20 protein-coding genes are annotated in these 20,753 nt (G+C 36.8%); 3 read left to right on the forward strand and 17 right to left on the reverse strand.

What is annotated here, in order from left to right; translation table 11 throughout:
• Positions 1–331 precede the first annotated feature (331 nt).
• Positions 332–427, reverse strand: a complete 96-nt coding sequence (locus tag CS063_RS18215; protein WP_143452459.1) for a Uma2 family endonuclease — start codon at positions 425–427, stop codon at positions 332–334.
• Between the two features lie 56 nt (positions 428–483).
• Complete coding sequence (locus CS063_RS10555) at positions 484–1,206, reverse strand: EFR1 family ferrodoxin (RefSeq protein WP_099449670.1); 723 nt, start codon at positions 1,204–1,206, stop codon at positions 484–486.
• 190 nt (positions 1,207–1,396) lie between these two features.
• Between CS063_RS10555 and yiaY the strand changes: the two genes are divergently transcribed.
• Positions 1,397–2,545, forward strand: a complete 1,149-nt coding sequence (yiaY, locus tag CS063_RS10560; RefSeq protein WP_099449671.1) for an L-threonine dehydrogenase — start codon at positions 1,397–1,399, stop codon at positions 2,543–2,545.
• 86 nt (positions 2,546–2,631) lie between these two features.
• Here yiaY and CS063_RS10565 read toward each other — a convergent pair whose 3' ends face one another.
• The 9 genes from CS063_RS10565 to CS063_RS10605 form a co-directional block, all read right to left on the reverse strand.
• Positions 2,632–2,829, reverse strand: coding sequence for a cold shock domain-containing protein (locus CS063_RS10565; RefSeq protein WP_099449672.1), 198 nt, complete (start codon positions 2,827–2,829; stop codon positions 2,632–2,634).
• A 264-nt stretch (positions 2,830–3,093) separates the two neighbouring features.
• The gene (locus tag CS063_RS10570) at positions 3,094–3,837 is read right to left on the reverse strand and encodes an SDR family NAD(P)-dependent oxidoreductase (protein WP_099449673.1); all 744 of its coding nucleotides are present in this window, start codon (positions 3,835–3,837) and stop codon (positions 3,094–3,096) included.
• Between the two features lie 220 nt (positions 3,838–4,057).
• The gene (locus tag CS063_RS10575) at positions 4,058–4,255 is read right to left on the reverse strand and encodes a cold shock domain-containing protein (protein WP_099449674.1); all 198 of its coding nucleotides are present in this window, start codon (positions 4,253–4,255) and stop codon (positions 4,058–4,060) included.
• 304 nt (positions 4,256–4,559) lie between these two features.
• Positions 4,560–5,531 (reverse strand): M14 family zinc carboxypeptidase, encoded by a 972-nt coding sequence (locus CS063_RS10580; RefSeq protein WP_099449675.1) that lies wholly within the window; start codon positions 5,529–5,531, stop codon positions 4,560–4,562.
• A 75-nt stretch (positions 5,532–5,606) separates the two neighbouring features.
• On the reverse strand, positions 5,607–6,809 hold the full coding sequence (locus tag CS063_RS10585; RefSeq protein WP_099449676.1) for an ABC transporter permease: 1,203 nt from the start codon (positions 6,807–6,809) through the stop codon (positions 5,607–5,609).
• A 13-nt stretch (positions 6,810–6,822) separates the two neighbouring features.
• Positions 6,823–8,721 (reverse strand): ABC transporter permease, encoded by a 1,899-nt coding sequence (locus CS063_RS10590; protein ID WP_099449677.1) that lies wholly within the window; start codon positions 8,719–8,721, stop codon positions 6,823–6,825.
• A gap of 10 nt (positions 8,722–8,731) precedes the next feature.
• Positions 8,732–9,667 (reverse strand): ABC transporter ATP-binding protein, encoded by a 936-nt coding sequence (locus CS063_RS10595; RefSeq protein WP_099449678.1) that lies wholly within the window; start codon positions 9,665–9,667, stop codon positions 8,732–8,734.
• 195 nt (positions 9,668–9,862) lie between these two features.
• The gene (locus CS063_RS10600) at positions 9,863–11,317 is read right to left on the reverse strand and encodes a hypothetical protein (protein ID WP_099449679.1); all 1,455 of its coding nucleotides are present in this window, start codon (positions 11,315–11,317) and stop codon (positions 9,863–9,865) included.
• A 14-nt stretch (positions 11,318–11,331) separates the two neighbouring features.
• Positions 11,332–12,819 carry an MBOAT family O-acyltransferase gene (locus tag CS063_RS10605; RefSeq protein ID WP_099449680.1) on the reverse strand — a complete coding sequence of 496 codons (1,488 nt, stop codon included), beginning with the start codon at positions 12,817–12,819 and terminating at the stop codon, positions 11,332–11,334.
• A gap of 162 nt (positions 12,820–12,981) precedes the next feature.
• Between CS063_RS10605 and CS063_RS10610 the strand changes: the two genes are divergently transcribed.
• Positions 12,982–13,725 (forward strand): heparan-alpha-glucosaminide N-acetyltransferase, encoded by a 744-nt coding sequence (locus tag CS063_RS10610; RefSeq protein ID WP_099449681.1) that lies wholly within the window; start codon positions 12,982–12,984, stop codon positions 13,723–13,725.
• A gap of 78 nt (positions 13,726–13,803) precedes the next feature.
• Here CS063_RS10610 and phoU read toward each other — a convergent pair whose 3' ends face one another.
• Genes phoU through CS063_RS10635 form a run of 5 tightly spaced genes read right to left on the reverse strand, consistent with a single transcriptional unit; the run spans position 13,804 to position 17,849 of the window.
• Positions 13,804–14,484: a phosphate signaling complex protein PhoU gene (gene phoU, locus CS063_RS10615; protein WP_099449682.1), complete on the reverse strand. Its 681-nt coding sequence runs from the start codon at positions 14,482–14,484 to the stop codon at positions 13,804–13,806.
• Between the two features lie 18 nt (positions 14,485–14,502).
• A complete protein-coding gene (gene pstB, locus CS063_RS10620; protein ID WP_099449683.1) occupies positions 14,503–15,252 on the reverse strand; it encodes a phosphate ABC transporter ATP-binding protein PstB in 750 nt (249 codons plus the stop codon).
• 14 nt (positions 15,253–15,266) lie between these two features.
• Positions 15,267–16,061: a phosphate ABC transporter permease PstA gene (gene pstA / locus CS063_RS10625; RefSeq protein WP_099449684.1), complete on the reverse strand. Its 795-nt coding sequence runs from the start codon at positions 16,059–16,061 to the stop codon at positions 15,267–15,269.
• Entirely contained in the window at positions 16,045–16,914 is an 870-nt protein-coding gene (pstC, locus tag CS063_RS10630; protein ID WP_308415487.1) for a phosphate ABC transporter permease subunit PstC, read from the reverse strand. Before pstC ends, pstA begins: the two co-directional genes overlap by 17 nt.
• 41 nt (positions 16,915–16,955) lie before the next feature.
• The gene (locus CS063_RS10635; RefSeq protein WP_099449686.1) at positions 16,956–17,849 is read right to left on the reverse strand and encodes a phosphate ABC transporter substrate-binding protein; all 894 of its coding nucleotides are present in this window, start codon (positions 17,847–17,849) and stop codon (positions 16,956–16,958) included.
• 207 nt (positions 17,850–18,056) lie between these two features.
• Here CS063_RS10635 and CS063_RS10640 point away from each other — a divergent pair, with 207 nt between their 5' ends.
• Positions 18,057–19,241 carry a THUMP domain-containing class I SAM-dependent RNA methyltransferase gene (locus CS063_RS10640; protein ID WP_099449687.1) on the forward strand — a complete coding sequence of 395 codons (1,185 nt, stop codon included), beginning with the start codon at positions 18,057–18,059 and terminating at the stop codon, positions 19,239–19,241.
• A 123-nt stretch (positions 19,242–19,364) separates the two neighbouring features.
• On the opposite strand, the gene CS063_RS10645 is transcribed toward CS063_RS10640, so the two are convergent.
• Positions 19,365–20,753 carry an ATP-binding protein gene (locus CS063_RS10645; RefSeq protein ID WP_099449688.1) on the reverse strand — a complete coding sequence of 463 codons (1,389 nt, stop codon included), beginning with the start codon at positions 20,751–20,753 and terminating at the stop codon, positions 19,365–19,367.

A 20,753-nucleotide genomic window follows, 5' to 3' on the forward strand; every position in this document is an offset into this window, starting at 1 on the left:
TCCTGTAGAATATAGGCTCAGTCTCTTGGCAGCATAAAATAATTGCGTAGCAGTTAAAAACTACTACGCAAAAAAGTCTAACTTATTGGGGTCACATCATGCTTTATACTCGGTAATCGCTTTTTTATTAGGATTGAAAAATATCATCTATATTGATTGTAAGCTCCGAAAAAATACTTGTTTTGAATTGTTTTATCCATCCTTGTTCGTCATAAACTCTTTCTTTTTCTACTTTATCTAACTGAGTGCAAACACCATTAAGTTTATACTTTCCTTCTTGTAAAATGAACTGTTCTATTGATTTATTAAGAGGATCTACAATCCAATATTCCTAAACACCATAGGGTTCATATTTATGAAATTTGGTTTCTCTATCTCTTTTGATGCTAGTAGGGGAAATCACCTCCACGATTAAACATGGTGGCATATAGTATACCCCATATCCTTACTAGCTAACACCCTCTAAGCGTATAGACTTAAGTTTTACAAATAGCGCTCTAAATCATATCTTTTTCTGCCCACTGTTCCTTTTCCATACTCAATAGCTTGAGCAGGACATGTATGAATACACTTTAAGCATTGGTAGCAATTTTCTTGCCATTTAGGTTTTCCATCTATCATCTCAATGGTTTTAGCCGGGCAAGTTGTAGCACACTGGCTACAGCCTACGCAAGCATCCGTTACCTTAAAAGGTTTAGTGGTTCTACCAAACTTATTAAATCCAAAAGCAATCACACTTGACTTGAGTGTAGCCATTTTACCTTTGGTGATACGGCTAACACTTTTTCTGCTACGAATTTCTTCTGCAATTAAGTCAAGCTGCACCTCAGCTTTTTTTATTTTGCCTTTGATGACTTCATCACTTTCAACATTGGAGGCAATAATATAGTTATTGGGCATTTTAATGGAATAGCTGCTGTTTAATGGGAAATGTTTTTGAAGTTGCTCCATAGCAAGGCCTGCCTCATCTGCGCAGGTACCTATCCCAAAGGTAAACTTCCCTGAAGCCTGTAATGTCTTCACAAAGTCTATAACCGGCTCTGGTGGTGACCATGCGTAGATGGGGAAAACAATGCCGATCACCTCCTCTTTAGTCAGACTATCTTGATTAGTACTCATCATATCCCTAGCTTTGTCATTTGTTTTCTTTGCGAGCTGCTCTGCTACCCATTTCGAATTACCTGTTCCTGAAAAATAAAATATCATCTGTTAACCTCCCATTCGTATAGTATGAAATAAACCATTCACTATAGCATCTTTATACTATTTTAGCACACTCTTCAGATAATGTTATAAAAAATAGAGGTGCTGCAAATAGCTTGTAATCCCCTAGGTGCATATTCCCTCTAAAAATGAGACATATTAGTTATGACTATCTATTACGCAGGAGGTATCTATGACCTATAAATTTTATATGCCACCCATTAGCTTAATGGGTGAAAACTGTCTTCAAGATTTACCTAATGAATTATCTTCTAGGGGCTTTACCAAATGTCTTATTGTAACGGATAAGGTACTCGTAAATATTGGTCTTGTTGATAAGCTTACAAAGCTCCTTACTTCCCATCAAATAAATTATGTGATTTATGATGAAACCAAGCCTAATCCTACAGTAACTAATGTTAATCATGGCCTTACTATGCTGAAAGAAAATCATTGTGACTTTGTAATTTCTTTTGGTGGAGGTTCCCCTCATGACTGCGCTAAAGGCATCGCTCTTTTAGCCACTAATGGAGGCAATATTGGGGACTATGAAGGCGTTAATAAATCCCAAAAGCCACAGCTCCCACTAATAACCATTAATACCACAGCCGGAACAGCCTCAGAAATGACGATCTTTTCTATCATAACCGATGAAGAGAGGCATATTAAAATGGCTCTTGTGGATAAGCATATGACACCTATTGTTGCAGTTAATGACCCTGTTTTAATGGTAGCTATGCCTAAGAGCCTTACAGCAGCCACTGGGATGGATGCCCTTACCCATTCTATAGAAGCTTATGTCTCCACTATTGCAACGCCTATTACAGATGCTTGTGCCATTAAAGCTATTGAGCTTATTAGTTGCTACCTCAAAAGAGCTGTTGATGACGGAGGCGATATGGTAGCCCGTGAAAATATGGCATATGCGGAGTACCTAGCAGGCATGGCATTTAATAATGCTTCCCTAGGCTATGTTCATGCAATGGCCCATCAATTGGGTGGGTTTTACGATCTACCTCATGGAGTATGTAATGCGATCTTGCTGCCACACGTTCAGACCTTTAATGCTAAGGAAGCTGGTCCAAGACTCAAATGCATCGCCAAATTTATGGGGGTTGATGTAAGTGAAATGAGTGATGAAGAAGGTGCTAAGGCATGTATCCGCCGCATTAAAGAGCTTTCTGCCTCTGTAGGTATTCCTGTAGGACTTAGCACACTGGGTGTTAAAAAAGAGGACTTCACTACTCTAGCAACCAATGCCTTAAAAGATGCTTGTGCTGCAACCAATCCAGTTGTGGGTACGTTAGAGGACATCATTAAGATTTTTGAAAATGCCTATTAATGATTACACTAAAAAAAGTAGTACACTCTTTCATGAGCGTACTACTTTTTTGCTAATATCTATTAGTGATTTTAAGAGCTGGCAGATTATGCTCTTGTAACGTTTTCTGCTTGTGCGCCACGTGGGCCTTTTGTAAGATCAAAGTTTACTCTTTGTCCTTCATCTAGAGATTTAAAGCCATCTCCTTGGATTGCTGAGAAATGTACGAATACATCATCTCCACCTTCTCTTGATATAAATCCGAATCCTTTTTCTGCGTTAAACCATTTAACTGTACCTGTCATGTGCGGTACCTCCTATTAATTTGATTTTCTGTAATGGTTGCAAAAAAAAATTCACATACTATTACAAGATTACATTGAGCGGTGCATATAATCTCTAATAACATGTGAATTTCACTATTCTTAAAAGCTATAAACAACTACTTAATACTCTCTTAGTATATATCACTTTTCATAACTTGTCAACATAATATTTAAAAATAATGCAACCTTTGTTAAGAAGCGCTCAACCCAATACACTCGGTACTGGATGAGCGTTTTGAGACTTTAAATAATGGTTGCTCCGTCAACAGGTAATACAACACCTGTTATATAGGAAGCCATATCACTTGCAAGAAATAAAAAGGCATTGGCTACCTCTTCTGGCTTACCAATTCGAGCCATTGAAATCTTTGAAAGAATAGGCTTAATGACTTCTTGTGGTACTGCCTTCATCATATCTGTTTCAGTGACACCTGGTGCAATGGCATTAACACGAATGTTATCTTTCCCTAGTTCACGGGCAAGTGACTGAGTAAGGCCATTTACCGCAAATTTTGATGCTGGGTATCCACAGCCACTAGGCTGTCCATAAAGACTCACGATAGAGCTTGTATTTAGGATGACACCGCCCCCTTGCTCCTTCATAATAGCTGCTGCTACTCTAGAACCATAGAAGACAGCATTTACATTGAGATCCATTATGTTCTCAAAATTTTCTGGGTCGTATTCATAAATGTTATCACTTGCAGAGATCCCTGCATTATTTACCATAATATCTAAAGAACCATATGTAGCTCTGATTTCAGTAAGTGCTTCTTTCATACTATTATAGTCACTAAGGTTAGGTGCCATCGCACCAATGGATGCATTGGGAAATTCTTCACAAAGCAAAGCATAAGCTTGATCTGCGCTTTCTTGACGTGAACCAAAAACAATGACAGTGGCATTATTCTGAAGATATTTTCTAGCAATTTCTAACCCAATTCCCCTTGTTCCACCTGTAATAACTGCAACTTTTCCTTTTAACATAGCGTCATTCTCCTGTTTAGTTGTTTTGTTTTGTACAAAAAATATGCTTTTTCTTCAAAATACTACAAGTAATTCTACCTTCATTATACAGATATGCTACGCTTTGTCAATAATTCTACAATCTTTTAATAAGTCCCCCTTAAAATTTAGGAACAAAAAAAGCTGTTATAGTAATGATTGGTAATCACTACTACAACAGCTCTTTCTTAACCCCTAAGAATTATGCTTTTGTAACGTTTTCTGCTTGAGCGCCACGAGGACCTTGTGTAATATCAAAGTTTACTCTTTGACCTTCTTCTAGAGATTTGAAGCCATCTCCTTGGATTGCTGAGAAATGTACGAATACATCATCTCCATCTTCTCTTGAAATAAATCCAAATCCTTTTTCTGCGTTAAACCATTTAACTGTACCTGTCATGTGCGGTACCTCCTATTTAATATGAATTTCTGTAATGGTTGCAAATAAAAAATTCACATACTATTACAGATTACATTTCGTGCTGCATATAATCTCTAATAACATGTGAATATCACTATCTTTTAAAGCTATAAACAACTACTTAATACTCACTTAGTATATATCTTATTTCATAACTTGTCAACATAATATTTAAAAATAAATTAAGAACAACTGAAAAAGTCCTAAAAATAGGGATAAACTCCTTTACCTTTATGACTTTTCCACTTGTCTTTATGTTGCTTTATACTCTGCTCTTTGAGGTTTATTTTATGTTTAGACTCTGTGTTACTGTTAAATGGATGTCTTGTGGTAATTGATCCCATATATCTTTACAAAGTAGCAAAGGAATATCTTTATTCTTATCCCATATGGCATTCCACTCTTTGATACTTAGAGTTTTTCCATTCACCGTTTTACCAATCTCTATGGTCATAGCTGGTTTTTTGTATTTTTGTATAAACCAATCCGTCATTCCTAAACCACCTGTAGAGTTAGCAGGTGAAACCTTCTTGTACTGTGTGGCCTTAGCCACCTTATTGACTAGATCGATACTTCTTTTTTCTAGCTGCCCAGTTTGATAATACCACCAATAGATGACCTCTCCCGCAGAGTGATAGGCTATCGATGTTTCAAAATGATACTGCTCGCATAAGTCTCTTATGGCTTGTGTCTCTTTTTCTGAAAAAGGCTTTTCTCCTGCATAATTAAGGGCACCAGGCTTTGTTACTGTTTTTTGTGTGGCTCCTGCTGTAGGATAATTTTTGTTTAAATCCACCCCTCTCCCATTTGCCTTCCATTTTGAATCCTTATTCATGGCAATGGTTACGCCATCGGGGTTGACAATGGGCACAAATACAATGGCTACTCGGTCCAGTAAATCTCTCACACGCTGCCCTTGATAAGTAGCACCACTTTCATACATCTGGATCATACGCTTTGCTTGTTCATAAACCAGCATCCCTGTCATGCTTTCTCTGCCATGATGGGCACCATTAATCAAAATAGCCTTCTCACCTTTTCCGACTTTTATCCCTGCAAGTTCTTTGTTTTCAACCTGACTATAACCAACTTGTATGTACTGTGTAAACTTTTTTTCCTGACTGATCTTTTTAATATCCTTTGTTATTGTATCTACTATTTTTCCGTTATATACCCCTGTATTGGCTTTTACATTCATTATAAAAAAGGCACCTGCCATCAGACAAACAGCTGCTTTCTCTTTCCATCTACCCATGTCTATTCTCCAGCTTCCTTTCTACCCTACTAGTGTTGTCTTTTGTTTGTGTCTTTTATGTTTTTCTTGCCCACCTCACTTGCTATCGTCTTGCTCTATTTTATGATTCCTTCCTATTATAGATAACTTTACTTGTAAATAGCAATAAGAATAAATTTTATCTCCAACACTTAGTAAAATAAAACAACTGGCTAAAACAAGTGCTCCTAAAACCTTATAAGCAACCCTACCTGTTGCTTCTCCTTCTAACAAACTGCGATAAACCATCATTCCCCAACGAATAGGGGAAAGGTAAGAAAGCTTCACTACTCCATCTGGCAAGAAGGACATCGGAAATAAACAGTCACTTATCATGCAAAGTGGTGCGACTATGAAGGTAGCCACCTGAGTATAAGCTCCTACAGTAGGAGTATAGGCCATAACAAAAAAACTAATGGCTAACCCTATATAGCCAAACAAAAGAGAGAGCACTATAAAGCTAAATAGAGTAAGTCCCACTTCAATGCCCATTATTCTAAAAACAAAGGCTTCTATTAAAATTTGAAGAAAGAGAATCATAAAAGCACCTAATAGGTGTCCCATTAAATAATGACTTTTTTGTAGAGGTGTTGTACAAATACGTTCATAAACCTTTTTCTCTCTCTCCTCTACAACACTATTTAAACTAAAAATACAGGTAAACATAAAAATATAAACAAACATGCCAAAATTTTGAGCATCTAACTGATTTTTTAGTTTTTCTTTAGCTTGTGTAAAACGCCCTCTTTCCAAGGTATAAGCCCTATAGTCTTTTATAAATTGCCTTTCTGTTCCTGCATCACTCGCAAGCTCTCCTATAACCTGTAAAGCATCTTGTACTTTTAATTCGATGCTCCCTTTATAAAAGCTCTCTTCATTTACCATGAGAGTACACATCTTTTTCCCTTCCTTTAAAGCTTCCCAAAAGGAGCTTGCCTCTATAAAAAGAAAGGCTTCTAGCTTTCCTTTTTGCAATTGCTCCTGCGCCTGTTTAAGGGATAGCACTTTTAAATCCAAAAAAGGCTCAAGCTCTTCTTTAAGTGCTATTAGCCCTATAGCTTTCACGTCATCTAAGGCATCTTGACTTAAAAAAATAGGTGACACAAAACCAACCTTTGGACGTAGGGTTACTTCCTCTTTCTGTCCTACTGCCATTAAAAAGCAATTACTTATAATAGGTAGTACAAGGAGTAAAAAAGCTAGAGGTGAATAACAAAAAACTTTTAAATGCTGACTAAAGATCGTTCCTATATTTTTCATCTCTTCTCCCCTTCTATCTCACTAATTTTCCTAAATAAGGCATAATCGTATAGTCTTCTTTTTTTCCATAGTGCCTAAGACATGCATTAATCACACGATACCCTTCCTCTATACTCACACCTTCCTTGAGATGAACTGTATAACCATTTCCCCCTCGAACTTCCCCAAATACTGCTCTGTAAGTCTTTAAACTCATATAAGCTCCTAGTTTCACATCAGGTCCTAACTCCTTTTCCATGTCTGTTCCTGTATCTAAAATACCAATAATATGAAAGGGTCTTTTTTCTCCACCAATTTCTAGTACTACTTGCTTATTAAGCACACTTAAAGGTTCTTCTTCTCCCCACATGATTTTAGCATAGGTATCTAAAACGACTAAGACACTGGCTCCCTGCCTTTCTTCTTCTTTTGAAAAGAATCTCCCGGCTTCCAGTGGTAAATAGCTTTCTGCCTCTAAAGGATATTGCATCCCTGTAAGAAAAAGAGTTGTCTCTTTATCCTTCCAAGTTTTTACGGTGATTTCATGTGTATTTAGTAACTCTCCCACACTACTTACTTCTGATAAGGTGCTTAATTCCTTAAGTATTTGTTCTTTATACAATGTGGTAGGAGCTAATTGATTTTCAAAAATTAAAAGATGTTGGGAGGTTTCTTGATTAGCTTTTATAAGAGTCCTTGCCAAGGTTATAGGCTGTTTAACTAGGAGCCCTCCTCCAATCACGGTAATCCCTACCAAAAAAGCTCCCCCTAAAATAACCTGTTTTTTGCTCACTCCCCTATACCTCCTTTTAAGCGTTTGTAAACCTAGAATGCTCCAAGCTACAAAAAATACTCCCACTGTAATTCCCCCTATTTTCAAAAGAAACCTATTAAAATGTGCTACAACTCCTTTTTGACAAATAGCGATAAAAGCTTCATTCATTAAAGTAACAGGTGAAAGACTTGCCAACTGGCTAACCTCTGAAGTAGGAACCATCCCCCCTGAAGTAAAACAAAAAATAAGTACCAGCATAGAAACAACACCATTACTTAATCCTTTATTAGGGATAAGCATTCCAATGGCAATGCCCATAGCAATACTCATAAAACTGGTGCTTAAAAGAATCCCTAAAAGCTGTCCTATATTCTTAGTTAAACCCAGACCAAAACATATTTCTATAGCTAAAACAATACAGCAGCCTTGCCAAAAAGCCATTATAGCTCCTCCTAAATATTCACCTAAATAAAGATTCTTTTTAGAAAGAGGAGTTGTTAGTAGTCTCTGTCCTAAAGCTTCTCTCATATATGCCACTTGTTCAGCCCCATAGCTAGCTGCTAACAAAATGGTAAAGGCAATCATGGTCACTCCTATGGATAAGGCGAAATTTTCTTTACCTCCTTCTCCCTTTAAGGTAAGGAGTCTATAGAACTTAGTTGCTTTATAGCTTTGAAGCTGCATAAAATCTATAGGTGTTATAGAAGCACTTTTTTGTCCCTCTCTTTTATAGTGCCAACTGATAAGCGCTTTCTGTTGCATATAACGCTCACTTAGTAGCACAAAGGCTCCTAAATTTTGTTCGCTGTCTCTTAGTTCATAAGTCATACGTTGTCCCTTCTCATTTCTAATGAGCACATCTAGGTCCCCTCGTTCAAAAAGTCTACGTGCTTCCCTTAACTGTGGAAACAAGACTATTTTTATCTTAGTAGTTGCTTCCATATAGGCTTTATAGTCTTGGGTAAAAATATCTTCACTATCCCCTACTACAGCCACCCTTAATTTAGGAGCTTCCTTCATTTGCATGTTGTCTACACTTGAAAAAACAACAATAAATAAAGCTGTTAAGATAAAAGGAAAAACTATTTGAAAAAAAATACCTTTTCTATCTCTTAACTTTTGCTTGAGACTGTTTTGTACTATATCCCATACATTCATCTATCCTCTCCTAGTCCCTCAAGGTGCGACCGGTAAGCTTTAAAAAAACATCTTCTAAATTGGGCACCTTAGTAGTAAGCATTTTTATTTCCTTATTACTTTTTTCGATTTTTCTAATTATCTCTGGCAGGCAGTTTATCTCTTTGGGAAAGGTAAGCTCTAGTACATTTCCTTGCCAAGCAACCTCTTCTATTCCCCTCACTTCCCTTAAGCTTGTTAACAAATTCTCATCCCATTCCTTCATCTCTAAACTAATTTGTTGCTTTTCATAAATTTCCTCTTTAAGCGTCTCTTTACTTCCCTCTATTAAAAGACTCCCATGATCTATAATGGCAATAGGATTACAAATAGCTTCTACCTCCTCCATATAGTGAGTCGTATAAATCACTGTAGCTCCTTCTTTATTTAGTAATTCTATGGTGCTTAAAATATGGTTGCGGGATTGAGGATCTATCCCTACTGTTGGCTCATCCATAATGATAAGCTGTGGCTTATGTGCAATAGCACAAGCTATATGAAGCCTTCTTTTCATCCCTCCTGAAAAGGTTTTAGCCTTTTTTTTAGCCTTATCTGATAGCCCTACATACTCTAGAGCCTGCTCTGTTTTTAATTTGTTTTCCTTTCCTCTTATACCATAAAGCTTTAAGAAAAAACTTACATTTTCATATGCACTTAGGTTTTCGAAGAGTGCTAGCTCTTGAGATACAACCCCTAGTTTCCTTTTAATAGAAGTTTCATGAGTCTTAAGATCCTCTCCAAAAATGAAAACCTCTCCCTTGTCGGGTTTTAAAAGCCCACTTAAAATGTGTATCGTTGTGCTCTTACCCGCACCATTTGGTCCTACTAAACCAAAAATTACACCTTGTTCTACTTTTAAATTAAGTTCCTTTAAAGCTATTTGCTTTCCATAAGCTTTTTTGAGTCCCTTCAGTTCTACACTATACAAGGTTAATCCCCCCTTCTCTCTCCTTCTAGTATGCCAAATGGACAAACTCCTCTTTTAGTAGCAAAGGTCATCTTCTACTATGACTTTTGTCATATCCTTCTAACAAAAAGCAAAGAGCTTTCCCTAATTAAAAAAGCGGATTATCTCACAACGTAAAAGTTGCAAAGATCATCCGCTTTTCTTATATGTTTTTAATTAACGCTTTACCGTTTCTCCTTGTAATTCAAAGCTACTACTATCTATTATGCGTTCTACGTTTTTATCATAAACCACTAACTGGATCTGTCCTTTATTTTTAGCTGTTTCATTTTCTCCCACCTTGATGCTTGTTTGCTCATTTAGAAATTGAATATGCCAAGGAATGCCTCCTAGTTCTTTTTCAAAACTTAGCAGCTGGTCTCCTCCCTCTTCATAAATAAGCTCACCCGCATGTATCACGCCTATATAATAGTCACTTTCTGAGATTGTTTTTGTTGTAAAACCTTCAAACCCTATGGCTTCAAGTTCTTGCGCTATTCCCTCTTGCTCTTTAAGCTCCTTTTGCCAAGTATCTCCTTCTCCCCTTTGAAGGGTAAGAGCAAGGGTATAGTCTTCTTTATAAGGAGAGGCTATAAGCCTTTCTAAATAAGTCTTTAAATCCTTTTCTTGCCTTAGACGTAGCTCTTCATCTCGTCTTAACCAACGCTCAAGGTCTACATTCCAAGAAGCATAAGCCTGTTCCTCTTTATGATTTGGAAGGTTAAAGTTTTCCTTTAAATAACCTGCTAAATACCTTGTAAGCTTCTCGGCCCCTCTAAAATTAAGGTGCTTCAGTTCGTCTAAATAGTCTTCCTTAAAATTTAAGCCTAACTCCTCATATTTTTCATTAAAATCTAAGAAAGGTACGTCTCTATTCTTGGCTAGCTCTTTTACCCTGTTATATCTTAGCTGCGCTTCCTCTGACACATAAATAGGGGTTTTCATGAGCACCAATTGGATACCTTCCTCTTCACATAAGGTAATGATCTTATTAAGATAGTGCTCCACTTTTTCTGGTAGTATACCGATTTCCTGAGTCGTTGGAAGCTCTGGCTTTTTATTTTCATAAATACCAAACTCTTCCCGATAGCCCTTATTCGGATGCTTTAAGTGAATGAAGTGGGTTGTAAAATTTTCTTTTTTAAGGTGCTTCCAATTTCCTTTATTTTTAAGAAGCTTAAAGACAAAGTAAGGTCTTTCACTGGCTCTTACACTGGCTTTTATATTTTCAAGCTTAGTAAAGTTTAACTTTAAATCATCCAGATTAATATTACTGTTATCTAAAGGTCGATAAGGTTCGTCGTAGTTAACTGTAAGTACATCTAAAAATACCACCTTGGGACGCTGGTGCTTAAAAGCTTCCTTCATATAGTAATAAGTGGTCCAAATTTGTTGCTCAGGTTGCCCTAAGTTGTAGCTAGGTATCCCTGCCTCCTGCCACAAAATATGGGGATTCATACCACAATAAGCATGACTACTCCCGAAAAAAAGTACATCCATTGTGTTTTCTTTTTCATAATAAAAGCCATCTAAAGTATCATTTTTCGTTCCACCAAAAAGCTGCCCCAGCATTAAAGTAAAAACAATGAATATGAGACTAAATAAAATGCATTTTCCTAAAATCTTTTTCACCCTGCTGTTCTCCTTTAAAACTGAAAGTAGATAAAGGGTTGGACTTCATAGCCTGGCCCATAAATCCCAAAGATTAAAATCATATAAATAAAAGTGAAGTAAGCTGTCCAACGTATCACTACTGGTTGTACCAGTAACCAATTTCTAAGACTCATCTTTCTTCTTAACAAACTCACACTAAGGAGTAGAGCTATAGCTATGAGACCTACTATAAAATCTAATGGATCTAGACCTAGCTGATAGAGACTTCCATCCCAAAGTGTCCAAGGATTATAGACAAATAAACGTTTAATAATCCCTAAAGCCTGACTAAAGGTAGCTGCTCTAAAGAAAATCCATGCTAAATCTACTAAAATAAACACTACACTTATTTGATAAAGCTTATGCCAAAAGCTTCCTCTTTTAATATGTAACTTTGCTACTATATAATCTCTAACTGGTTTTAAGCTCATACCTAGAACCTGGTAAAAACCGTGTAAAAAGCCCCAAATCACAAAGTTCCAGCTAGCACCATGCCATAACCCACTACATAAAAATACAATTAAAATATTACGATACTTTTTAAAGGTCCCCTTCCTGCTTCCTCCTAATGGAATATAAAGATAGTCTCTGAACCAACTTCCTAAGGAGACATGCCACCTACGCCAAAATTCTGCAATGGACTTCGAAAAATAAGGTCGCTTAAAATTATCCATTAGCTTAAATCCCATTACCTCTGAAGCCCCTATAGCAATATCCGAATAAGATGAGAAATCGCAGTAAATTTGCACTGCAAACAATAGGGTTGCTACTATCACTGGAATACCTGCATATTCCATATAGTTGTTATATACCGTATTCACCACTATAGCCACTCGGTCTGCAATAACTAGCTTCTGAAAAAGTCCCCAAAGCATAAGGAGGAGTCCTCTTTTAGCCCGTTCGTATTCAAAAGAATGAACCTCATTAAATTGTCCTAACAAAGCTTTGGATTTCTCAATGGGTCCTGCCACTAGTTGTGGGAAGAAGGATACAAAAAGAGCATACTTCCCAAAATGTTTTTCTGCTTTGATTTCTCCCCTATAAACATCCATGGTATAACTAAGCGCTTGGAACGTATAAAAGGAAATCCCTACTGGTAAAAGCACATCAAAGGAAGGTACTACTAGCTGAATGGATAAGCTCTCTATGATTTTGTTAATATTTTCTATAAAGAAATTAAAGTACTTAAAGAAAAATAAAATTCCTAAATTTAAGCTAAAGCTCAGTATCACCCATAATTTTTGCAAACGTATTGCCTTTTTCTCTTTTTTTATTTCCTTTGCCTGCTCAATTAAAAGACCACTTAAATAAGTAAGCAGCGTAGATAACAAAATAAGTAAAGCATAGACTGGATTCCAGCACATATAAAAATAATAGCTGACCATCAGTAACCACGCCCATCTTACCTTGTGAGGAATGAGAAAATAAATCACTGTTACAATTGGAAAAAAGAGCAAAAAATGAAATGAATTAAAAACCATTATTCCTCCATAAACGCCTTAAAGGCCTAGAATTTTATATTTTTTACCTTTTGATTATACCTTATTTCCCTGTAATAGCCTATAGGTACTTAGAGATTTTCAATAACTCCTATGTTATAATAAATGATAAATATAAGAATACATAGTTAAAAGGAGCTTGTTATGAATAAACGTATTTATTGGCTGGATTGGCTACGAGGTATCGCTATTATTTTTATGATTATCTATCATATGATTTATCAGCGTGTCATTTGGTTTTCACTTTCTCCAGATGTGCTCGCTTTACCTCTTGTTCGCTTTTTCCAGTTGGGAGCACAGCTCCTCTTTATCAGTATCTCTGGTATTTCTTGTTCCTTTAGCAAAAGTAATTGGAAAAGAGGGGGGATCTGTTTAGGTTATGGTCTTATCATTACTCTTGTTACTTCTACCTTCTTTCCCGAGGAACGTATTGTGTTTGGCATCCTCCATTTTCTAGGAACAGCCATTATCCTCTATAGCCTCATTAAGCCCCTTGTTGTTCGTGTTCAACCTTATTTAGGAAGTTTTCTTTGTCTTTTAACTTTTAGTCTTCTCTATCCTTTTATTTATAAGGGCTACTATATTAAGTACATGGTTCAAAATACTTGGGTGCAGCATCTATGGGAAAAGGGAAGCTTTAACGTACTAGGTTTTCCCTCTCTTACCTTTGGAAGTGCAGATTACTTTCCACTTATTCCGTGGTTTTTTCTTTTTCTTTCTGGTACCTTTATAGGTCTTGTTCTTAAGGAACGTCCTCGTCAAAACAAGGTTCCCCGCTATCCACTCCCTGTACTCACCTTTATGGGTAAACATTCCTTACTGATTTATCTATTACATATTCCAGCGATTTTGGGGCTCTTCTTTATATTCGATTTATTACTTCCTTAAAGATATTTTTGAGCGTTATTTGGGCGTTATTAATAGGGAAGGGATAGAAAAATATAAGGGCGGATATGGAATCCGCCCCTACGTTAGTTGTTGGGAAGTATAGTGAATAAGGTATTGTCCTGTATTGCTGTAAAGAATCCACTCAGCAATATTGGTGATATGGTCTGCAATACGTTCAAGGTATTTGATAATCATGATATACTGCATGCCTGTTTCAATGAATTCTGGGCGTGCTTGCATTTCAGCTTTTATCTCTTTCCATATCTTTTTAAAGTTTTCATCTATTTCATCATCTGACTTTAAGACTTCTTTTACTAAATCCTGGTCACCTGTTACGTAACTTGTGAGGGTCTGCTCTAGCATCTTCTTGGTGCTGAGTGCCATTTTTTCAATGTGTCTTTGGTAGCTTACTTGCTGCTTCCAGCTACCTTCCTCCATCTTTAAGATGTACTGGCAAATATCCGAGCATTGATCTGCAATACGCTCAATATCTGTAATCATCTTGATAGTAGAAATGATAAAACGCAAATCACCTGCTACAGGTTGCTGAAGGGCAATAAGCAAAGCACACTCCTTCTCAATTTCTAACTGCATTGCATCAATAATGTCATCTTCTGCAATAGTCTTTTTTGCTAATTCTTGATTGTTTTGTGTAATTGCTTTAATGGTTTGGTCAATTAAACGCTCTGTAATCTGTCCCATCTTTACAATGTTTTGATTTAATTCTTTTAAATTCTTTTCGTATTGTTTTCTAAGCATGTTAACTCGTTCCCCCTCTTAACCAAATCGTCCAGTAATATAATCTTCTGTTTTCTTTTGCTGTGGTGTGTTAAAGATAGTTTGCGTTGCATCTAACTCAATGAGCTCTCCTAACAAAAAGAAAGCTGTGCGGTCTGAAATACGTGCTGCCTGCTGCATATTATGTGTAACGATAACAATCGTATACTGTTTTTTAAGTTCACTAATCAAATCTTCAATTTTAGAGGTTGAAATAGGATCTAACGCAGATGTTGGCTCATCCATTAAAAGAACATCTGGACGCATGGCGATAGAGCGTGCAATACAAATTCTTTGTTGCTGTCCACCTGATAAGCTAATGGCATTTTTCCTTAGTTTATCTTTTACTTCTTCCCAAATAGCAGCTTTTCTTAAGCTATCTTCTACAATCTCGTCTAGCTCTGCCTTTTTCTTCATTCCTTGCATTTTAGGTCCATAGGCAATATTATCATAAATACTCATGGGAAATGGATTAGGTTTTTGAAATACCATCCCCACCTTTTTACGTAGTTCAATGGTATCCATCTCAAAAAGTGGTTGACCCTTAAAAGAGATTTCTCCTTCTACTCTTGGGTTTTCTGCTAAATCACACATGCGGTTAAGAATACGTAGTAGTGTTGATTTTCCACAACCAGAAGGCCCAATAAAGGCTAATACTTCATTTTCTACCACATCTAAATTAATATTTTTTAAGGCTTTAAAGTCTCCATAAAAAAAGTTTAAGTCCTTTATAGTCATTATCTTATTCATTATGCTTCTCCTTATTATTTGCTACTACTTTTGTTTAGTTTATTTCCTATAAAATAGGTGGTTAAATTTAAACAGAGTATAACGACGAGCAGAACAAGTGCTGTTCCATAAGCTTCATCAAAGGATATCCCCTCTTTAGCTAATAAATAAAGATGCACAGCTAAGGTTCTTCCTGACTCCATTGCACTAAGTGGCAAACGATACATCGTTCCTGCTGTAAGATAAATAGCAGCTGTTTCACCTACAATTCTTCCCATCCCTAAAACAATCCCAGTTAAAATACCAGGAAGAGCACTGGGTAGTACAACCTTTGCAATGGTTGCATATTTCGTGGCTCCTAAAGCAAGAGATCCTTCTCTATAACTTGTTGGAACTGTCTTTAAGGCCTCCTCGGTTGTCTTAACTATGGTTGGGAGTACCATCATCGAAACGGTAAGTGCTCCTGACAACATGGAAAAACCTAGCTTCAAATTAATTTGAAAAAACATCATTCCAAAAAGTCCAAAAAGGATAGAAGGTACTGCTGCAAGACTTTCTGTGGCAAAACGAATTCCTCTTACAAATTTACCGTCCTTTGCATATTCATTGAGATAAATGGCTGCCCCAATGCCAATAGGTGCTGAAATCGCAAGCCCTATGACTACAATAAATAACGTAGAAACCATAGGCGGAAACAATTTGACTAAATCAATATGGGAAATACCGTTTACAAATATATAGGCTATAATCCAAAGTAATATACCAATGGTTAAAAGAGAAATACTTATTAAAAGTGTACGTGTTAGACTGTCTTTATGCTTTACTTTCATTTCTACTTCTCCTTCCACCTTTTTTTACAAATTGAGTAAGTGCAAAATTGATAAACATAATGAGTAGGAATAAAATCATCCCTGTTGCAAATAGGGCTTGTTGATGTGTACCTGCTGCATAACTCATCTCTATAGCAATATTGGCTGTAAGTGTTCGAACAGGGTCTACTAATGTAGTTGGAATAATAGGTGCATTTCCTGCTACAAGGATCACCGCCATGGTCTCTCCTAATGCACGGCCTATCCCTAAAACAATCCCTGCTAAAATACCTGATTTAGCAGCGCCTAATTGTACACGGAAGATATATTGATATTTAGAAGCACCAAGTCCTAACGCTCCTTCTTTGTACTCATGTGGTACAGCGCGAAGGCTTACTTCTGTCATACGAATAATAGTAGGCAAAATCATAATAGAGAGAATGATAATGACAGCTAACAAACTGCTACCAGCACCTCTTCCCCCCCAAAACTTATCAATAAGTGGAACAATAACAACTAATCCCCAAAATCCATAAATAACTGAAGGGATACCTGCTAGAAGGTCAATAGCTGCTGAAAAAACTTTTGCTATTTTTCGAGGTAAAACCTCTACTAAAACAATAGCTGTACTTACTCCAACTACGACTCCAATGAGGGTTGCTCCAATGGTTCCATAAAGACTTGCTACTAACATAGGGAAAACTCCATATAGATTTCCTGAAGGATTCCACTTTTTCCCTAACAAAAAATCTATAAGGCTTGTATGGGAGAAAAAGGGGAGCCCCCCTATAACAATATAAGCTCCCATAAAACCAATGACTATAATCATAATAGCTGCACAAAGCCAAAATACTTTCTTCATTATCTTTTCCATTTTACACACCATCTACCTTAAGTTAAGATTTGTTAGGATTATTAATCGTTTTTAACAGGAATATATTTCTCAGCCATAATACTTTGACCTTCTTTGCCTAAGATAAAGTCGATAACAGCTTTTGCTTCTGGTTTAACATCTGATTTATTAACAAGGATAAGTGGCCTAGAAATAGCGTAGGTACCACCTTTTACATTTTCTACTGTACATGGGGTGCCGTCCACCTTTAAAGCTTTTACTGTATCATCTAGGAAACCTTCTGATACAAAACCGATAGATGCTTCTTTCGTTGCTACGGTTTTCATAACTGTTCCTGTACCTTCTGCTACGAGGGCTACTTCTGTAATAGTAGAAGCTTTGTTTTCATCAAGAAGCTTTAAAATTTCTTCAAATGCCCCTCTTGTACCTGAGCCTGCTTCTCTTGTTACAACAACAATGTCTTTATCAATGCCCCCTACTTCACTCCAGTTCGTAATTTTTCCTTCAAAAATATCTTTAATTTGAGCTTTTGTTAAGTCTTCTACACCATTTGAAGGATGAACAACTACTGCGATACCATCGTAAGCGATCACTGTTTCTTCTATCCCAGATGCTTTTTCCTCTTCTTTTAGTTCACGCGAGCTCATACCAATATCTGCTGTACCCTCCATAGCTGCTTTAATCCCTGCTGAAGAACCATTTCCTTGTACTTCTAGATTATCTGTATTACCCATTTCTTTATACTTAGCTACTAATTTTTCCATAGGTTCTGCTACTGTTGTAGAACCTACGATAGAGATTTTTACTCCCTCTTTTTTAGTTTCTTGTGCGCTTATAGGCTGATTAGTCTCAGCTGTTGCAGTGGAAGCTTCTTCTACTTTTTTTGAGCCACAACCTGTAAATACCATTGTTCCTAATGCCAAAATAGCGATACTTGCTAATAATTTTTTCTTCATTTCTAAATCCTCCTCATTTTTTAAATTGTTTTGATATATTTATCTTATTTAATATTAAGAGCTTACCTTACTTACAGGCTTATCATAAACCCTCATTGTTGAGTTTGTATTGGAGTCATGTTAAATCTATGTTAAGTCCTTTCCTCTATACATAAGCTTTGGTATAAGGTAAAATAGATTTATCTCATGAAAGATAAGGAGATTTTTATGAAAACTTTTGAGTTAATTGCCACTTCTACCTTTGGTCTTGAAGCCATGGTAAAGAAAGAAGTGGAAGATTTAGGCTATGAGATTACCTCTGTATCTGATGGCAAGATTACTTATATCGGAGATGCTGAGGCAATTGTTCTTTCTAATCTGTGGCTCCGTAGCGCTGATCGCGTTTATATTAAAATGGGAGAGTTTAAGGCTACTTCCTTTGAGGAGCTCTTTAATAAGGTAACTGCCTTACCTTGGGAAGAATGGATTACACCTGATGGGAAGTTTACTGTCAATGGTAAATCTGTTAAATCTGCTCTTTTTAGTATTTCTGACTGTCAAGCCATTACTAAAAAGGCTATTGTTAAACGCTTACAGGCACATTACAATATGGACTGGTTCCCTGAAACAGGTCCTTCTTATACCGTGCAAGTAGCCCTATTAAAAGACATTGCTACTTTAACCATTGATACCACCGGTCCTGATGGCCTTCATAAAAGAGGCTACCGTGTCAGCTCTGTGGAGGCACCTATTAAAGAAACCTTAGCTGCTGCCCTTCTTCAAATCAGCTATTGGAAAAAAGGACGTATTCTTTATGACCCTTGTTGTGGTTCTGGAACCTTTGCTATAGAGGCTGCCATGATGGCTAAAAATATAGCGCCTGGTCTTAACCGTTCTTTTTCCTCTTGTCGTTGGCCACAGATCCCTAAAGATTTATGGGAGGAACTAAGACAAGAGGCAAGAGAAGCTATCGACCAAAAAGGGAGCCCTATTATTTATGCTTCTGATATCAATCGTAATGCTATTATGAGTGCACGTGAAAATGCTAAGGCAGCAGGTGTTGGGGAATATATCCAATTTTTTGCTAAACCCCTTCACAAAACCTCCCTTCCTCATGGTGATTATGGTGTTGTTCTCTCCAATCCTCCTTACGGTGAACGTATTAGCGACAAAGAGCAGGTTATACGCCTTCACAAGGATTTAAGGGAGCTGATGAACACCAACCCTACCTGGTCTTTCTATGCAGTAACTTCTGCTCCTAATTTCGAAAAAGACTTTGGTAAAAAAGCAAATAAAACCCGCAAACTCTTTAATGGGAATCTACAGGTTAACTTTTATCAATATTTTGGTCCTAGACCCCCTAAAGATGGTGAAAATTTTAAAGCCTTACCTCAAGGAGATGCAACTTCATAACTTTAACTTTCTTTTTTATCATCTGTACCTCTTATTGTCGCAAAAAATTGACCACAGTCATCGAGCTTGTTTTTCTCAAGACTGTGGTCATTATAGTTTTCTAATTATAAAGCACAAGCATTATTATTTAAAGGTTAAGGTAAAGCAAGTTCCTTTTCCTTCTTCACTTTCCACTTCTATCTTTGCATTATACAGCTGAGCGATATGCTTTACAATCGATAGCCCAAGGCCAGTTCCCCCACTTTTTCTCGAACGACTTTTATCTACCCGATAAAAGCGTTCAAAAATATGGTTCATGCTTTCCTTAGGAATTCCAATGCCTGTATCCTTGATACGTAAAATATAGGAGCCTCTCTCTAAAAAAGCTTCAACGCTCACTTCCCCTTGGTCCGTATACTTAATCCCATTCGTAATCAGGTTAAGAAGGAGCTGTTTAAAGTGGTCTTCACTCATCTGCTTTAAAATAATGGGTTCGGTTTGCTTATAAACGAGCTGAAGTCCCTTGGCTTGTGCTTGTTCACTAACCATATTAAGAACATGTCTAATGGCATCCTCTACCACTACATCTCCCACTTCACGCCTTTCCCTATTCTCTATTTCTGAAAGGAGCAGAATATCTTGAATTAACCGATAAAGTCTTCTAGCCTCAATATCAATAATATTGAGAAACCGCATGGCAACTACTTTATCTTCAATTGCCCCATCCTTTAACGTTTCAATAAAGCCTTGTATACTAGTAAGGGGCGTCTTAAGCTCATGTGAAACATTGGTCACAAACTGATACTTAACTTCTTCTAGTGCCTTAATCTGTGTAATATCCCTTAGAATTAAGAGGTATTCATCTACACGCTCTCCCTCTCCTACTGGTAAAATCGTAGCATAGACAATCTTTTCCCCTAAAGTTATCTCCATCCCATCGTACTTCTTTGCAGTTACTGCATTGTCAATAAGACGTTTTAACTTCTCCTGACGTATAATAGTTGTTACATGGTTTTTATAGTATTTAGCAATTCTTAAGTTTAAAAGTTCACTAGCCATTGCATTTACCTCTGTAACATAGCCTTCTGTATCCATAACAACCATGCCCTCATCTAGTGCTGCAAGAACAGACTCTGCTTTATTTATTTGATGCTTCAACCTTCTAATGGTTCCGTTTAACTCATCTCCCATATTATCCAGAGCATTGGCTAAAGCTTGTACCTCTTCAATACTATAATAACGTAGTTGATGATTATACTCTCCTGCTCTAAAGGAAGCGGCATCTCTTCTAAGCTCCTTCATAGGCCCTATTACTTGGTCTATAATACGTGAGAGTAGCCAGGCTATTGCAATAGCAGCCACTATTAATACTCCTATGATTTTATAAATCGTTTGTATATAAATACTACTTTCTAAATGATTAATGGTTCCCCCCTTACTCAGTTTAAAGGCTAGTATAAAGGTCTCCCAACAAATAATAAGTCCAATTAAACAGATAGTCGTAATAACAGGAAGAATAATCTGCTTTTTCAT

The sequence above is a fragment of the Sporanaerobium hydrogeniformans genome, from assembly GCF_002735925.1.
In the GTDB taxonomy this organism is placed as follows: Bacteria; Bacillota; Clostridia; order Lachnospirales; family Cellulosilyticaceae; genus Sporanaerobium; species Sporanaerobium hydrogeniformans.

Coding starts and splice junctions, on each gene's coding strand:
- CS063_RS18215 (WP_143452459.1), bottom strand. CDS start 427: ATGCCACCATGTTTAATCGTGGAGGTGATTTCCCCTACTAGCATCAAA.
- CS063_RS10555 (WP_099449670.1), bottom strand. CDS start 1,206: ATGATATTTTATTTTTCAGGAACAGGTAATTCGAAATGGGTAGCAGAG.
- yiaY (WP_099449671.1), top strand. CDS start 1,397: ATGACCTATAAATTTTATATGCCACCCATTAGCTTAATGGGTGAAAAC.
- CS063_RS10565 (WP_099449672.1), bottom strand. CDS start 2,829: ATGACAGGTACAGTTAAATGGTTTAACGCAGAAAAAGGATTCGGATTT.
- CS063_RS10570 (WP_099449673.1), bottom strand. CDS start 3,837: ATGTTAAAAGGAAAAGTTGCAGTTATTACAGGTGGAACAAGGGGAATT.
- CS063_RS10575 (WP_099449674.1), bottom strand. CDS start 4,255: ATGACAGGTACAGTTAAATGGTTTAACGCAGAAAAAGGATTTGGATTT.
- CS063_RS10580 (WP_099449675.1), bottom strand. CDS start 5,531: ATGGGTAGATGGAAAGAGAAAGCAGCTGTTTGTCTGATGGCAGGTGCC.
- CS063_RS10585 (WP_099449676.1), bottom strand. CDS start 6,809: ATGAAAAATATAGGAACGATCTTTAGTCAGCATTTAAAAGTTTTTTGT.
- CS063_RS10590 (WP_099449677.1), bottom strand. CDS start 8,721: ATGAATGTATGGGATATAGTACAAAACAGTCTCAAGCAAAAGTTAAGA.
- CS063_RS10605 (WP_099449680.1), bottom strand. CDS start 12,819: ATGGTTTTTAATTCATTTCATTTTTTGCTCTTTTTTCCAATTGTAACA.
- CS063_RS10610 (WP_099449681.1), top strand. CDS start 12,982: ATGAATAAACGTATTTATTGGCTGGATTGGCTACGAGGTATCGCTATT.
- phoU (WP_099449682.1), bottom strand. CDS start 14,484: ATGCTTAGAAAACAATACGAAAAGAATTTAAAAGAATTAAATCAAAAC.
- pstB (WP_099449683.1), bottom strand. CDS start 15,252: ATGAATAAGATAATGACTATAAAGGACTTAAACTTTTTTTATGGAGAC.
- pstA (WP_099449684.1), bottom strand. CDS start 16,061: ATGAAAGTAAAGCATAAAGACAGTCTAACACGTACACTTTTAATAAGT.
- pstC (WP_308415487.1), bottom strand. CDS start 16,914: ATGGAAAAGATAATGAAGAAAGTATTTTGGCTTTGTGCAGCTATTATG.
- CS063_RS10635 (WP_099449686.1), bottom strand. CDS start 17,849: ATGAAGAAAAAATTATTAGCAAGTATCGCTATTTTGGCATTAGGAACA.
- CS063_RS10640 (WP_099449687.1), top strand. CDS start 18,057: ATGAAAACTTTTGAGTTAATTGCCACTTCTACCTTTGGTCTTGAAGCC.
- CS063_RS10645 (WP_099449688.1), bottom strand. CDS start 20,753: ATGAAAAAGCAGATTATTCTTCCTGTTATTACGACTATCTGTTTAATT.